The organism is Pseudomonas sp. FBCC-B35 (assembly GCF_059133755.1).
In genome coordinates this window covers 345,714-362,007 of record NZ_CP101439.1, presented here as the reverse complement: position 1 = coordinate 362,007, position 16,294 = coordinate 345,714, and the positions used below count along the sequence as shown (strand labels likewise).

The following is a 16,294-nucleotide window of genomic DNA, read 5'->3' as shown; positions in this document are numbered from 1 at the left end:
CAAGCCGCAGCCTGTAGCCGACCCCACAAGGTCGGTCACTGGCTACGGCCTGCAGCTTGCGGCCTGAAGTTGCCTTTTATTCCATGTCCTTGAGCCAGTCCTTGTTCTTGAACCACTTGTCGTGAATACGATCGTAGGTCCCGTCATGCTTGATCTGGTGCAGGAAATTGTTGATGAAGTTGATGCTGTCGTAGTCGCCTTTCTTCAGGCCGAAGGCCAGCGGCTCGTAGGTGAAGGGTTCTTCGAGGAACAGCAGCTTGCCAGCACCGGCCTTCTCAACGGCCACTACGTTGTACGGCGCGTCATAGACAAAGGCGTCTGCCTTGCCGTTGACCACATCCATGACCGCTTCCTGCTCATTGTCATAGCCGTGGTACTTGGCTTTGCCGATCAGCTTCTTGGACACCATCTCGCCGGTGGTACCCAGCTTGGAGGTCAGGCGGTACTTCTCGTTGTTCAGGTCCTTGTACGACTTGATCTCGCCGGCCAGGTCCTTGCGGATCAGCAGGGTCTGGCCCACGACGATGAAAGGCTCGCTGAAGTTCAGGCGCAGGTTGCGCTCCTGGGTCAAGGTCATGCCGCTGCCGATCATGTCGAACTTGTCAGTCAGCAGGGCGGGGATGATGCCGTCGTAGGCGGTGGATACCGCTTCGAACTTGACGCCCATCGACTTGGCCATGGCCTTGAGGATGTCGACCTCAAAACCAATGATCTCGCCACGCTTGTTGGTCATCTGGAACGGCATGTAGGTCGGGTCCATGCCCACACGCAGCGTGCCACGCTTGACGGCCTCGTCGATGGCCCCGGCCTGGGCGGCGGACACCGCCACCAGAGCGGTCATGCCCACCAGCAGCCGCGAAAGGTATTTCTTGAACATCACCAAGTCCCCTGAAAGTAGAAGTAGCGCGTTTTCTTATTGGTACGGCCGTGCGGGCCGCCATGAGCTATCGGAGAGGGATGCTAACGCATGGCGCGCTGGCGATATAGCATCGGGGGGGACTTTGTTGGCCTAAATCGGCCCGAAGGGTAAAAGCGTCGCGGGCCAACCCAGTCCGGCGCTACCCTGCAAACGTCGGCTGCAGGGTAGGTCGGAACGGGCTGGCCCGCCAATGGCGCAGGTCAGGAGCCTGCGAGTGCCGGTTGACCCTCATGTTCAGGATGCAGCGGCAACAACGGTGAATGCGGGTCGCCCTTGATCGAGGCGCGCCAGGCATCGATCCATGCCGCGTGCTGCTGCGACCATACCTGCTCGTGCAGGCGGGTCAGCGCCACGGGGTCGCTCAGCAATGCCAGGCGCGTGCCCAGGTCGAGTCCATGGGGGCCAACTTCCAGAGCTTTGACGATGCGTTCGGCACGCATGGCCTCGATGGGCGCTGCCTGACCGTGCCGGGCAGTGGCCATGGCACACGCCAGAGCATTCTGCCGCGGGTCCACTACCGCGCGCACAAAACCGTCGCGCAGGCCGTGCCAGCGATTCTCGTGGGTGTACTGGTCCGTGGCCAGCAGCTCCTGCGGTGTGGCGTATTCCTCAGGAATCAGGAACAGCTTCTCGTCCTTGGCGGCCAGACCCAGGCGGGTACGGCTGGAAATGACCGAGACCGGAATGGACAGCATCAACGAGCCCACGATCGGCGTCAGCCACCACAGGAAACTGGGGTTCAGCCAGGCTACCAGACCTGCCCATGCCACGCCCAGCAAGGTCTGCGGACCATGACGCTTGACCGCTTCGCTCCAGGGTGTGGAATCGTCGTCGCGCTGCGGGGAGTTCCAGGTGGCGGCCCAGCCCAGGAACGCGGCAAGCACGAAGCGGGTGTGGAAGATCATGCGCACCGGCGCCAGCAACATGGAGAACAGCATTTCCATGAGCATCGACAAGGTGACCTTGATCCGCCCGCCGTACTCGACGGCGCCCTTGGCCCAGATCAGGATGACGCTGAGCAATTTGGGCAGGAACAGCAGCACGATGGTGGTGGAGAACAACGCCACGGCTTTTTCCGGGTGCCATTGAGGCCACAGCGGATACAGCTGGTACGGCTCGATGAAGTACTGGGGCTCCATCAGGGTGTTGGTCGCCAGCAACGCCGTGGACAGCACCAGGAACAGGAACCACAACGGCGCAGACAGGTAGGACATGACACCCGTCAGGAACACGGCACGGTGCACCGGGTGCATGCCCTTGACCAGGAACAGCCGGAAGTTCATCAGGTTGCCATGGCACCAGCGACGGTCGCGCTTGAGTTCGTCGAGCAGGTTGGGCGGCAGTTCTTCGTAGCTGCCCGGCAAGTCATAGGCGATCCATACGCCCCAACCGGCGCGGCGCATGAGCGCGGCTTCGACGAAGTCGTGGGAAAGAATGGCCCCAGCGAACGCACCCTTGCCTGGCAATGGCGCCAATGCGCAGTGTTCGATGAACGGCTTCATGCGAATGATCGCATTGTGCCCCCAGTAGTGCGACTCACCCAGCTGCCAGAAGTGCAGGCCGGCCGTGAACAATGGGCCGTATACGCGCGTGGCGAACTGCTGCATGCGCGCATACAGGGTATCCATGCCCGACGCCTTGGGCCCGGTCTGGATGATGCCGGCATCAGGGTTGGCCTCCATCAGGCGCACCAGGCTGCTCAGGCATTCGCCGCTCATGACGCTGTCGGCGTCCAGCACCACCATGTACTTGTATTCGCTGCCCCATCGGCGGCAGAAGTCGTCGAGGTTACCACTCTTGCGCTTCACCCGACGCCGGCGACGGCGGTAGAAGATACGGCCGAACCCCTTGGTTTCACGGCACACGTCCAGCCATGCCTGCTGCTCGGCAACGGCAATGTCGGTGTCGTTGGTGTCGCTGAGCACAAAGAAGTCGAAACGGTCCAGGTTACCGCTGGCTGCTACCGACTCGAACGTTGCACGCAGGCCTGCAAACACCCGCGGCACGTCTTCGTTGCAGATCGGCATGACCAGCGCAGTACGTGCATCGGGCGCGATGGGTTCGTTGCCGGCACTGCTGCCGGAAATCTTGTACTTGTCGCGCCCGGTCAGCAGCTCAAGGAAGCCCATCAGGGCAGTCCAGAAGCCGGCCGACACCCAGCAGAACAGAATCCCGAAGAGAATCAGGATGGACGTCTGCAAGGCGTACGGCCATACCTGCACCACCGTATCCCAGATCGGCTGCGCGAAGATTTCGTCCAGATCGACGAACGACCAGCCCTGATAGGGCAGGATGCTCTTCATGTACCAGCCAGCGACCAGTGTCTGCCCGATCATCAGCGCCAGCAGGATGTATCGGCGGATCGAGCCGACAGTGCGCCAGCGGGCCGCCGGCAACTCACGCTTGGGTGGCTGCGGTGCGTTGGTACGCCCGGTCAGGCGCCGCCATACCCGCACCAGCAGGTTGGTACGCCATGGCTCGGGAACGACCTTGGTACGGGTGATGGGCGGCGCGATCTTCAGGCACAGGCGCCCGTTACCGTCCACCCCGAGCATCTCGGCCTCTTCAAGTTCACCCGCGGTGCCGACCGTCAGGCGCGAGCCCACCGAGGCCTGCACGGCCTCGGCTGGGCTGGCGTGCGAGTTGGCCGCCAGGCGCTGGTGCAGCTCACTGAACGATGCGCAATTGGCCAGTTCCGCGCGCTGCTCATCGCTCATTGGAAGGTGGGCCAGGTACTCGCCAAGCGATACCGGCTTTGGGCTCGAGTTACTCATCGGCAGGCAACTGATAGGTCCAGGTTTCGGTCAGCACCTTTTCGGTGGTGGCCGCAGCCTCGGCGGTGGGCGCCGCGTCGGCGGCAGGTTGTTCGGCCTTGGCAGTTTTCTCGGCCTTGGCATGCTTGGCAGACGCCTTGTCCTGCTTGGCGTCCGTGGCAGGCGCTGGAGCCTCTACGGGCACATCGCGCACCAGCGCTGCACGCATTTCGGTCGACTTGTTGGCTTCTTTGACCTTCAGACGCAGCGTCAGGCGCCAGCCCTTGGTTTCAGGGTTGTAGCGCAGGTTGTTCTCGACCACCTCACCGTTGTCGCCCACGCTGATCTGGCTGCGCACCGGGGTGTCTTCAGGCAGGGCGGCAAGTGCCGGGCCCGCGAAGTCGACCAGGAAAGCCACGCTGCCATCAGGCTGGCGGATCAGGTTGGACTGCTTGACGTCGCCAGTGGAGCGCAGGGTCTGCTTGACCCAGCCCAACTCAGGCGCCTGGAACTTGGGTTCGTCGATGGTCCAATGCAGGCGGTAGGCGAACTCGGCCGCCTCGCCAGGCTCGGGCAGCTTTTCCGGGCTCCAGAAAGCAACGATGTTGTCGTTGGTTTCGTCGGCCGTCGGGATTTCCACCAGGTCGACGGAGCCCTTGCCCCAGTCGCCTTTGGGTTCGATCCAGGCACTTGGGCGCTTCTGGTAGTTATCATCCAGGTCTTCATAGTCGCTGAAGGCGCGCTGGCGCTGCATCAGACCGAAGCCGCGCGGGTTCTGGACGCTGAAATTGCTGACCGACAGGTGCTTGGGGTTATTCAGCGGGCGCCACAGCCACTCGCCGTTGCCGGCATGGATGGACAGGCCTTCGGAATCGTGCAGCGCAGGACGGTAGTTGAGGACCTTGGACGGCTGGTTCGGGCCGAACAGGTACATACTGGTCAGCGGCGCGACGCCCAGGCGGCTGACATGATCGCGCAGGTACACGCGCGACTGCACGTCAACGACCGTGTCGTTGCCCGGACGCAGGGTGAGCTTGTAGGCGCCGGTTGAGCGCGGGGAGTCCAGCAGCGCGTAGATCACCAGGTGCTTGTCGGCCGGCTGTGGCTTCTCGACCCAGAACTCGGTGAACCGTGGGAATTCTTCGCCCGAAGGCAGCGCCGTGTCGATGGCCAGGCCACGGGCCGACAGGCCATACACATGGCCCTTGCCCACGACGCGGAAATAACTGGCGCCAAGCAGGGTCATGATTTCGTCCTGCTTGTCGGCCTTGTTGATCGGGTACAGCACGCGGAAGCCCGCATAGCCCAGGTTCTTGGTGGCATCGGCATCATGCGGCACGTCGCCGAACTCGAAGCGGCTCGGGTCGTACTTGATTTCCTGGACCTTGGTGGCGGTGACTTCGTTGATTTTCACCGGCGTATCGAAGTGCATGCCCTGGTGGTAGAACGACAGCTTGAACGGTGTCTTGTCGTTGGCCCACTCGGCCTTTTCCTGCAGGAAGTGGATCTTCTGGTAGTCCGCGAACTTCATGTCGCGGAACACGGCCGGCAGGTTGCTTTTGGGCGCTTCGTACTTCTGGCCGGCCAGATCCTTTGCCTTGGCTGCAACATCGTCAAGATTGAATGCCCACAGCTGGCCCGCGCTCATCAGGCCAACGATTGCCATGCTGGCCATCAGCGCCTTGCGCAGCCTGACGCCGGGGATTCTTGATGCTTTTTGGGGACTAACAATCACGAGCAACCCTCGCCGAAAACAGATCATGAAACCAACGGCCAGCGACAAATGCCGGGTTGGCGAGCACTGTTCGGACCCCGTAAGGGCGTAATGATTCCCCAAACGGCTACGGACAATGCTCGAGTCAGAGTGAAACGGACCTGCGAACGCAGGCCTCATGCAGCGCGCGATTATCCAGCAGGTCGCGTGACAACGCATCAGGCTGCAACAACTATTTATGGTATAGAACCGCTTATTTATTCAAGAAAGCGGCTTTTTTTAACCTTAAATTTGTAACAGCAATGTTACAGGGCCATCATTGACCAGGTGGACCTGCATGTCGGCACCGAACTGACCGGTAGCGACGTCGGCGTGGCGGTCTCTGGCTTGCGTCACCAGGTAGTCGAACAGCTCGGCGCCCAAGGCCGGCGGCGCCGCCGTGGAAAAGCTGGGGCGCATGCCGTTGCGGGTGTCGGCCGCCAATGTGAACTGCGAGACCAGCAGCAGCCCGCCCCCCACTTCTTTCAACGACAGGTTCATCTTGCCCTGCTCATCGCTGAACACGCGGTAGTTCAACAGCTTGTGCAGCAGCTTGTCAGCATGCTCGCGGGTGTCGTCCGGCTCCACGGCCACCAGCACCAGCAGGCCTTGCTCGACAGCGCCGATGACCTGGCCCTGCACTTCCACCCGCGCGTTGCGCACCCGTTGCAGCAGGCCCTTCATGCTTCTTCCAGTGGCAAGTCGAGCAGGCGCCTGGCCATCTGGTCGGCTGCGCGCACCAGAGCATCGGTAATGCCCGGCTCGGATGCGGCATGCCCGGCATCGCGAATGACCTTCAGTTCACTGTTCGGCCACGCCTGGTGCAGTTCCCAAGCGTTGTCCAGTGGGCAGATCACGTCGTAGCGCCCGTGCACGATCACCGCCGGCAGGTGGGCGATGCTGGGCAGGTCGCGCACCAGCTGGTTCGGCTCCAGGAAGGCGTTGTTCATGAAGTAGTGGCATTCGATGCGGGCGATGGACAAGGCCCGCTGCGGCTCGGAGAACCGGTCCACTACCAGGGGGTTGGGCCGCAGTGTGGCCGTGCGGCCCTCCCAAGTGGACCATGCCTTGGCCGCGTGCATCTGGGCAATCTGGTCGGAGCCGGTCAGGCGCTTGTGGAACGCGCTGACCATATCGCCGCGCTCCTCCGGTGGGATGGGCGCAATGTAGTCCTGCCAGTAGTCGGGGAACAGGCGGCTGGCACCTTCCTGGTAGAACCACTGTATCTCCTGGGGCCTGCACAGGAAGATGCCGCGCAGGATCAGACCATGCACGCGTTCGGGGTGAGTCTGGGCATAGGCCAGCGCGAGCGTGGAGCCCCATGAGCCGCCGAACAGTACCCACTTGTCGATACCCAGGTGTTCACGGATGCGCTCCATGTCCTCCACCAGGTGCCAGGTGGTATTGTTTTCCAGGCTGGCATGGGGGGTGGAGCGGCCACAGCCGCGCTGGTCGAAGGTGATGATGCGGTACAGGGTGGGATCGAAATAGCACCGGCTCTGGGCGTCGCAGCCTGCACCCGGGCCGCCGTGAATGAAGACCACTGGCAAACCTTCGGGTGAGCCACTTTCATCGACGTACAGCACGTGTGGCGCTTCCACGGCCAGATCGTGCCGGGCGTAGGGTTTGATCTGCGGGTAGAGGGTCTGCATTGCGCACTCCGTGTGAAGGTTGTTCGACCGTGAGCCATCATAAACCTGAATTGAGCGCAGAGCATGCTTGTACATCAACTCCATGCCTGGCCCGGTACAGTTGCCGGGCAGATATATCTACCTCCTTTCTCCTTCCCCGGCCCTACAGAGTCCTTCACCTCATCGTGCAGAGGACTGCTAAATGCCAACACCCACCAGCGACACCCTACCCCCACAAGGTGTCCATTACTCCACCATTGCCAAGCGCATCCCCCAGTGGCTGAAAAAAAGCCCGACCCACACGCACCAGGCCATGCGCAATTGGCGGCAGGCACCTGCCTGGCTGGCGTCAGCGATCACGGAGCAACCGGCCGTCGCGCGTGCCTGGAGCATCGAACACGCACAGCACCGTCAGCACCAAGCGCAGGTCGCGGCGCTGTTCGAGCAGGTTGCAGAGCTGGAGATCTATGCCAGAAAGGCGTTGACCGAAGCCATTGCCGAACGCTTTGGTCTACAGGTCGATGTCGACAAGAGCTACCTGGTGGACGCGCGCCTGATCGAGGAGCACAACGCCCTGGACGGGCGGCAGGCCGTGGAGCGGGCGACCCGTTCACTGCTTCAGGCAGCCCTGCATAACTTCGAGGCGTCCGCCGCCGTTGAAGGTGGCATGGATGCACCCGATGGGCTCCTGAAAAAATCGGTGATTCTCGACCACCGGCGTTTCATGGGCACCGTGCCTATCACCAATGCACTGGACATCCCGGCAGAAGCCTTCGCCGACCTGTGTCGGACGTTGGACATTGGTGGGAAATATCACGACCTGATACACGCAATCTACTACCCGGCCGCAACGGCTGACCGCAGTGCGGACGAGGTGGCCCTGGAGGTGTATCAAACACTGGGGCGGGCGGAGGAATCGGCTTGGCGACAGTCCCTGCACTACGCTCGCTTGAAGGGCGATATCAGCGAGACGTTCTACACCGCCGCGCTGGAAGTACCGCTCGATCAAAAGCTGGATCCTCTCGCGTCGGGGTTCAGGTTCAGCGAGCTGCAACTCTGGGGCTGCGTACTGACGGGAGTAGTGGTCATCGAGAGGCAATCGGGTGCCGATAGCCGCATTGCGCTGTATATCCCCGACGACGAGGAAACACCCCTCAAGGCGTTCGCCGATACGCAGGCCATGCATGACGCACTGCGGGATCGGCTCCAGGCTGACATGGGCTACCTGGACAAGCATGTGCCCGAGCGCGACAAGGGGATGGTTCGACAGCGCCTGCAAGCGCGTCTGACACCACCGGGCTGGAGTACCCGCGGCCTGCACGAGCCCGTACGCGATCCACATGCCAGGCTCTACCCCGTTCAAACGCCTTTCACCCACGCGTTCCAGGGGCTCATGGCCTTTCGCAAGGTGGAACGTCATGAACAGGACGTGCTCTTCCACGCTGTCCCAACCCAGATCGTGGACCGGCGTACGGCCCAGGCTCACCGCGAGCTCATTGCCGGGCGCGCGTTACTGGCATTGAACATCGCCGGCTTCTTCGTGCCTGGCCTTGGGGAGGCCATGCTTTTGGTGGGCATCATCCAGCTGGCCCATGAGGTGTATGAGGGGATCGAAGCCTGGGAGGCAGACGAGCGCGACACAGCTTACGATTACCTGATCGATGTCGTCGAGAACGTGGCGGTCATGGCTGCGCTGACAGCTGCCGGCCATGCGCTCAAAGGCGCGCCGCAAATCCCAGGGGGCGACGAACCCATCGTCGAAGAACCCGACGACGAATCGGGTGGTGCGCGCATTCCCGTCGAGACCCCGTCATTCATCGAAGAGCTGGAAGACGTGGACATGCCTGATGGGCAGGTAAGCCTGTGGAAACCTGATCTGACGCCCTATCAAATCCAGGACCCACTGCCACAGTCATTGGCACCGGATGAGCGGGGCCTGTTGTTGCATGAGGGTCAGCAACGGCTGGTGCTGCAGGGTCGCCAGTATCAGGTCGTGTCAGACGCCGACACTGGCCAATACCGGCTGCAGCACCCACGGGGCGAGCATCGCTATCAGCCACCGCTGCGCTACAACGGCGCTGGCGCGTGGATACAGGTCACCGACCGCCCCGCTACCTGGACAGGTTCGACCTTGTTGCAACGAATGGGGCACCTGAGTGCTGACTTCGATGAGCCGACGCTGCAACGGATGCTGCAGATCAGTGACACGGACGAAGATACCTTGCGCAGGGCGCTGGTGGAGAGCGAGCGATTGCCGGCGTTGCTGCAAGACACCCTCCAGCGGTTCAAGCTTGACCAGTCGATCAGCCAGTTGCCCGTCACGGCAAACCGCTCAACCGAATTTTTCAGAGCCTACAGGCGCATGGCATCGGCCCAGCTACCCGACGCCGAACCGGTCATGCGGGCATACCCCGGTCTTCCAGCCGCCATTGCCGACGAGCTGGTACGCAGCGCGACTGCCAACGAACGGGGCCTGCTGGCAAGCGGTAGGGTACCGCTACGCCTGAGCGAGGAAATTCGTGTTTATCTGCAACAGGTCCGTCTGGCGCGGGCTTACGAGGGGCTGTTTCTGGTAGGGGCTCAGAGCTGGGACAGCGATCGACTCGTGCTGCATACCTTGCCGACACTCAGGCAATGGCCTACCGGTACCAGGCTACAAATCCTGCGAGGTGGGTTCTGGCCCACTCAAGCCGAGGCAATCGGCCCCAAGCAAGGTAACCCCTGCGTAACCATCATCCATGCCCCTGCAGGGTACATCGTCCAGGATCAAGCCGAGTCATCTCGGTTGGTAACGGCACACCCGGACCTCTTTACCGCGCTTCACGAGGCGCTGCCAGACGTCATGGCACAACTCGGCGCGGCTGACGCTGCGGCCCTGCGGCACCTGATGCAGGAAAGTCCGTTGCTGCCTCGCCCAGCCTTGCGCAGGGCCCTGGGCATGCGGCCGGTGCGCCCCGGCTATCGGTCACCCATGCGCCTTGCCGAGGGCCGCCTGGGGTATCCGCTGAGCGGCGGTGGCCCGCAAGCCCATGCGGTCTCTTATTCGCAGCTCCTTGCAGAGGTCGAGGCATTGGAGTTGGCGCAGCGTACCGGCCGCTCTGCCGATCAGGTGATCAATACGCTGGCCAGCAGTGGCCGCACGCGCCTGCAGATTTTCGAACACCTGCAACGTTTGGCCGAGCAGCGCACCGAACTGCAAAGCAGGCTCGATGACTGGAGCGAGGCCATTTCGCCGTCGACCGATGCGGCAGCACGCAACTACGATGCGTTGCGCGAGGCTATCGTGCAGTTCTGGTATGACACGGCGTTGGACGAAGGCGACCGGAGCACGTCCGTGTTACGCCTGGCGCTGATCTCTCTGGCCGATATTCCGTTGAACTTACCCGAGTTCTTCTACCAGCGAGTGCGCAGCCTGACCCTCTATGACCTGCCCTCAGGCGCGATGGCCAGCTGGGCGCAGAACGAGCGTTTGCTGCAACGCCTGCTCCGTCAGATGCCGCAACTCCAGGCATTGGAAATTGACCGGCCCTACACACCGCGGGCAACACCCTCGGCATTCATATTCAGCATTCCCACCATTCTGGAAAACCTGCCACAGCTGCAGCGCTTGGTACTGACCAACCAGAACATTGCCTTGTCCTCCGGTGACCTGGACATGCTCACCGGTGCCCGGCAGCTGCGTCATCTGGACCTTTCCGGAAATCGCTTGGCACAAGGCAACCGTCCGAGCTTCCACGCGCTCACACTCGATTACCTCGGGCTCGACCGCATGCATCTGTCGCAATGGCCGATGGGCATCGACAGCGATGCCTTGAGCCGCATCGGTGAGCTGTCCCTGCGCGCCAATAACCTGCTCACGCTGCCATCGTTCCTGCTGCACGAAGCCGAATCACTGCGACTCCCGCCGGTCATCAACCTTGAAGGCAACCCGATCAACGAAATTCACGTGCAGCGTTTGCTCATGAACGAGCAGCTGGATACTTCTGGTATTCGCGTGGACCAGCCGCCGTCGCTTATCGAGGGAATCACGCGCCTGCGCACCGAGCGCTCGCAGGTACGAGAAGCGCTGGAGGGCTGGGCGCAGGCATCGAGCTCCAGCAACCCCCTGACACAAACCGCCCTGGCCGAGCGTCAACGCATTGAAACGGCGATCAATGATTTCTGGACATATCAGGAACAGGGCCATCGATACCTCAGGCTGCATCTGGAAGACGTATCGATCGAGCACTTCCCGAGGCGCCTGCCCCCCTTCTTTGGCGAGCGTGTTCGCGCCTTGGCCTTGACCCGCTTGCGAGGCACGACTGCGCAGCTTGATGAGCTGCTCAGTCGGTTTCCGGGTATCACGCGCCTGACCATAGACGGTCATCAAGCGCCGCAATCGACACTGCCTACCGCCTTGCTGCGCTTGCCGGAGCTGGAGTACCTGGAGTTGCGCAACATGGGTTTGGAAATCGATGAGCCTATGTTCGAGATTTTTGGCCGCCTGGCCCACCTTACTTCGCTGGACCTTTCGGGCAACCGGGTGGGCACCATCAATCGTGTTCCTGCACAGCTTGCAGCGAATCTCCAGTCCCTGGTGCTGAGCAACATGGACCTGCAGGGCTGGCCGCACTGGTGCGACCTGTTGCTGCCGCTCGAGTTGCTCGACCTCAGTTCGAACAACATCACCGAACTGCCGGACCGTGTCCTGTCGAACCTGGATAGCACCATTCCGATTTCTTCTGTGTCCCTGTTGGACAACCCGCTGCCAGCCGAAACCATCCAGCGGGTCCGCACGTTTTCCGACAGCCATCACAGCTTCTCCTTCGCCTTGGACATTCCCACCGACCTGCTCACCGATGGTTCCAGTGATGGCTCTCTGGACCACCCGCACTTTCCGGTGTCCGGTGACGATACCCCACGGATGGAATCGTGGATGTTGGGAAATGCACTGCAAAATGAATCCCTGCAGGTATGCTGGGACGCGCTTGCAGGCAGTGACTTGCTGCGCCTGGTGGGCCGTCTGCAAAACGCAGCCCCTTACGTGGAGCCCGCTACTCGGGGCAGGTTCTGCGAACGGGTGCGACTGATGCTGGTCGCGGCGGTCAGCAACCCGACCGAGCGGCCATTGCTGGAAAGCATCGCTGTAGCGGCGCTGCCTGACGAAAATGGCGCACAAACCTGTCATGACGGCGCGCTTCAGGCGTTCAACAACATCGAGTTGTACCTGATGCATCAACGTGTCGTGATCGATGCAGGAGATAGCCTGCAGCAGATGCGCCAAAGGCTGTTGCAGCTGTTCCGGGTAGAGGAACTCGAACACCTTGCCCAGCACCGCTCGATACCGGGGGATCTGGTTTCGGTGCGCCTGGCTTATCGCCGCGAACTGGCCAAGGAACTCGAGCTGCCCATCGCCGACCGCATGCGTTTCCGAAGTGCTGCCAACCTGGCGGCCGATGAGCTTTCGAGCGTGCTCGAACACGTGCGCAAGCGCGAACACAGCGAAGCGTTCATCGACTATCTGCTGTCCAACCAGGACTGGACCCAGCGCCTTCGCGGTGAATACGCCGAGCGGTTCGAGGAGGTTGAAAACCGGTACCGCCAGCGGGTACTGGAACTGGCCAACACCAGCCATTCGCTGCAGGAAGAGGTGATCTTGCAACAAGGCTTGCAGATGGATCGGGAACTCGAGGAGCAGGCACTGCTGCGCGAACTCACGCTCAAGGAGGTCGCCAAAGGCTGACGATTGACCGGGCGGCGCGCATACCCCGCGCTGCCTGGCCGATTGCCTTCAGTTGCGATAATGCGCCTGGCCCCAGGCTAGCAGTGCTTGCAGAAGCTGCTTGAGCACCGTCTGGGTGGGGCCTGCCAAATCTTCACGGTAGCTGAAAGGTTCACGCTCTAGCATGTAGGTGCTTTGCGCAAGCTCGAGCTGGACGGCGTGAACGTGCGCGGCTGGGTTGCCGTAATGACGGGTGATGTGCCCGCCCTTGAAGCGCCCATTGAGCGCATGATCGTAACCGTGCGCCTGTTGACAGACGTGCGTTAGCCGCTGGGCCAGGCTGGGGTCGCAACTCGCATCATTGAAGGTCCCGAGGTTGAAGTCCGGTAGCTTGCCGTCGAACAACCGAGGAATGTGCGAGCGGATGGAATGGGCGTCCCAGAGCAGGGCATAGCCGAACGTCTCACGCAAACGTGCCAGCTCATGCCTGATTGCCCTGTGATAAGGGTGCCAGATGTGCTCAAGGTAGTGCTTGCGCTCTGCCGGGCTTGGCGCCAGCCCCTCCTTGAACAAAGGTTCACCTTCAAAGAGCGTGTCCGGATAAAGCCCCGTGGTGGCCCCGGCATACAGCGGCTTGTCGTCCTCTGGGCGATTGAGGTCGATGACGAAGCGCGAATACTCGGCCGTCAGTACACTGGCGCCCAGCGCCTGGGCGAAATCGTACAGACGGGGAATGTGCCAGTCCGTGTCGGGCAAGCTGCGCGCCTGATCGACCAGGCCATCGGCCACTGCCGGGGTCAGCTTCAGGCCCGCATGGGGAATGCTGATCAACAGCGGCAATTGACCCTGGTGAAAGCTCAGTACCTTGTCCATCTCGCCTCGCTCAGATATCCAGTTCATGGCCGCCGCGCACGACGCGCTTGGGCAGGTCGCCGCCAAGCCAGTAGGCCAGGTCGGCAGGGCGTTCTATTTGCCAGGCAACGAAGTCGGCGGCCTTGCCCGCTTCAAGAGTGCCATGGCTGCTTCCCATGCCCAGCGCTTGCGCCGCATGGGTGGTGACACCGGCGAGGGCCTCTTCCGGCGTCATGCGGAACAAGGTGCAGCCCATGTTCAGCATCAGCCGCAGTGACAGGCCCGGTGAGGTGCCCGGGTTCAGGTCGCTGGCCAGGGCGATTTTCACGCCGTGCCGACGCAGGGCCTCCATCGGCGGAACTTGGGTCTCGCGCAGAAAGTAGAACGCGCCGGGCAGCAAGACGGCCACGGTGCCAGCCGTTGCCATGGCCACGGCATCTTCTTCTGTCATGAATTCCAGGTGATCGGCCGACAGTGCCTGGTAGCGGGCGGCCAAGCTGGAGCCGTGCAAGGAAGACAATTGTTCAGCGTGCAGCTTGACCGGCAAACCCAGTTGCTGTGCCTTGATGAACAGGCGTTCAACCTGGACGGGTGAGAAGGCCAGGTGTTCGCAGAAGGCATCCACCGCATCCACCAGCCCTTCTGCTGCCAATGCCGGCAGCATGTCATCACAGATGTGGGCAATGAAGTCGTCGCTGCGTTCGGCGTATTCCGGCGGCAAGGCGTGAGCCGCCAGGCACGTGGCCCGAACCGTGATACCCAGCTCGTCACCCAGACGCCGGGCTACACGCAGCATCTTGCGCTCGTTGACCAAGTCCAGGCCGTAACCGGACTTGATCTCCAGGGTGGTCACACCGTCGCGCATCAACGCCCGGACGCGCTGCCGGGCGCTGGCGAACAGCATGTCTTCACTGGCGGCGCGGGTGGCCCTCACGGTGCTGGCAATGCCCCCGCCCTGCGCGGCGATCTCGGCATAGCTCACACCTTGCAGCCGCTGTTCGAACTCGCCGCTGCGGTTGCCGCCGAATACCGCGTGCGTGTGGCAATCGATCAGCCCGGGGGTCACCCAAGTGCCGCCCAGGTCCACCGTCTGCTCGGTCCCTTCGACTTGCCAGTCGGCACGTGGGCCGATCCACAGGATCCGCCCACCACCGGTCACGATGGCGGCGTCTTCGATGATCGAATAACGGCCTTGGGCCATGGTTGCCACGTGGCAGTGTTGCCAGAGGGTTTTCATGCAGGTTCTCCTTTGCTAGCGATGCAACTCGGCGGCTTCGGCCACCGACGCGCCCTGCCCTGTGCGCGGCTTGCACCACAACAGGTAGGACGCCACCAGAAAGACCAGCCAGACCATGCCGACCAACAACGCCGCCTGGGTGTCCGGGAAATAGCCAAGCACACCGAAGACGAAGACCATGAAGGCGATGGCCAATGCCGGGCCCCAGGGCCAGAACGGTACCGGGAACTTGAGCTCGGCCATCTGCTCACGGCTCATGCGCCGCCGCATCGCCACCTGAGTGATGAGGATCATCAGCCAGACCCAGACGGTGGCGAAGGTAGCGATCGAGGCGATCAGCAGAAACACGTTTTCAGGGATCAGGTAATTGAGCAGTACCCCAACCAGCAGTGCTGCCCCCATCACCACCACCGTCATCCACGGCACGCCATACCTGGACAGCCGGCTGAAGCCCTTGGGGGCATGCCCCTGCTGGGCCAGACCATACATCATGCGGCCCGCACCGAAGATATCGCTGTTAATGGCAGAAACGGCCGCAGAGATCACCACCACGTTCAGCACCGCAGCCGCAGAGCCGATCCCCAGATTGCTGAAGATCTGCACAAAAGGGCTGCCCTGGCTGCCAATCTGCGGCCAGGGGTACAGGCACATCAGCACGAACAGGGTGAGCACATAGAACAGCAGGATGCGCAGGGGCACGGCGTTGATCGCCTTGGGAATCACCCGTTGCGGATCCTTGGCCTCGCCTGCGGTCACCCCGATGATCTCGATGCCGCCAAAGGCGAACATGACCACTGCAAACGAGGCGATCAACCCGGCGACACCGTTAGGCATGAAACCGCCATGCTCGAACAGGTTGCCCACGCCCACGGCCTGCCCGCTGCCCACCTGGCTGAAGCCGAAGACCATGATGCCAAGGCCCGCCAGGATCATGGCCACGATCGCGCCCACCTTGAGCAAGGACAGCCAGAATTCCAGTTCGCCGAATACCTTGACGTTGCACAGGTTGAGCGCACCGATGACCAAGACGATGCCCAGCACCCATGTCCAACGGGCGACCTCTGGGAACCAGAAGCCCATGTAGATGCCGAACGCCGTCACATCGGCGATGGCGACGATGACCATCTCGAACGCATAGGTCCAGCCGAGGATAAAGCCGGCCATGGGGCCCAGGTAGGTGCTGGCGTAGTGACCGAATGAGCCGGCCACGGGGTTGTGTACGGCCATTTCGCCCAATGCCCGCATGACCATGAATACCGCAGCGCCGCCGATCAGATAGGCCAGCAATACCGCCGGGCCGGCCATCTGGATGGCCGATGCCGAGCCGTAGAACAGGCCGGTACCGATGGCAGAGCCGAGGGCCATGAAACGAATGTGGCGGGCAGTCAGCCCGCGCTTGAGACCTTGTGCAGGTTGCATGTCACGTCCTTGAATTGTTTTTGTGGTCG

9 protein-coding genes are annotated in these 16,294 nt (G+C 62.1%); 1 reads left to right on the top strand and 8 read right to left on the bottom strand.

Annotated features, from left to right (window positions below; all coding sequences use genetic code 11):
- Positions 1-76 precede the first annotated feature (76 nt).
- The 5 genes from NMB38_RS01515 to pip all read right to left on the bottom strand — a co-directional run bounded on the left by NMB38_RS01515 (position 77) and on the right by pip (position 7,077).
- Positions 77-877 carry a transporter substrate-binding domain-containing protein gene (locus NMB38_RS01515; protein ID WP_023533017.1) on the bottom strand — a complete coding sequence of 267 codons (801 nt, stop codon included), beginning with the start codon at positions 875-877 and terminating at the stop codon, positions 77-79.
- A gap of 242 nt (positions 878-1,119) precedes the next feature.
- Positions 1,120-3,693, bottom strand: a complete 2,574-nt coding sequence (mdoH, locus tag NMB38_RS01510; protein WP_490805800.1) for a glucans biosynthesis glucosyltransferase MdoH — start codon at positions 3,691-3,693, stop codon at positions 1,120-1,122.
- A complete protein-coding gene (locus NMB38_RS01505; protein WP_490805799.1) occupies positions 3,686-5,407 on the bottom strand; it encodes a glucan biosynthesis protein G in 1,722 nt (573 codons plus the stop codon). Before NMB38_RS01505 ends, mdoH begins: the two co-directional genes overlap by 8 nt.
- A 264-nt stretch (positions 5,408-5,671) precedes the next feature.
- A complete protein-coding gene (gene dtd, locus NMB38_RS01500; RefSeq protein ID WP_028687265.1) occupies positions 5,672-6,109 on the bottom strand; it encodes a D-aminoacyl-tRNA deacylase in 438 nt (145 codons plus the stop codon).
- Positions 6,106-7,077, bottom strand: coding sequence for a prolyl aminopeptidase (gene pip / locus NMB38_RS01495; protein ID WP_027914057.1), 972 nt, complete (start codon positions 7,075-7,077; stop codon positions 6,106-6,108). Before pip ends, dtd begins: the two co-directional genes overlap by 4 nt.
- Positions 7,078-7,258: 181 nt before the next feature.
- On the opposite strand from pip, the gene NMB38_RS01490 reads away from it, so the two are divergent.
- On the top strand, positions 7,259-12,778 hold the full coding sequence (locus NMB38_RS01490) for a dermonecrotic toxin domain-containing protein (RefSeq protein WP_490805798.1): 5,520 nt from the start codon (positions 7,259-7,261) through the stop codon (positions 12,776-12,778).
- Positions 12,779-12,826: 48 nt separating this feature from the next.
- On the opposite strand, the gene hutG is transcribed toward NMB38_RS01490, so the two are convergent.
- The 3 genes from hutG to NMB38_RS01475 are packed head-to-tail and all read right to left on the bottom strand — an operon-like array spanning position 12,827 to position 16,265.
- Complete coding sequence (hutG, locus tag NMB38_RS01485) at positions 12,827-13,630, bottom strand: N-formylglutamate deformylase (protein WP_027914059.1); 804 nt, start codon at positions 13,628-13,630, stop codon at positions 12,827-12,829.
- Positions 13,631-13,640: 10 nt separating this feature from the next.
- The gene (gene hutI, locus NMB38_RS01480; protein ID WP_049696736.1) at positions 13,641-14,846 is read right to left on the bottom strand and encodes an imidazolonepropionase; all 1,206 of its coding nucleotides are present in this window, start codon (positions 14,844-14,846) and stop codon (positions 13,641-13,643) included.
- Between the two features lie 15 nt (positions 14,847-14,861).
- Positions 14,862-16,265: an amino acid permease gene (locus NMB38_RS01475; RefSeq protein ID WP_494354876.1), complete on the bottom strand. Its 1,404-nt coding sequence runs from the start codon at positions 16,263-16,265 to the stop codon at positions 14,862-14,864.
- Between the last annotated feature and the right edge of the window lie 29 nt (positions 16,266-16,294).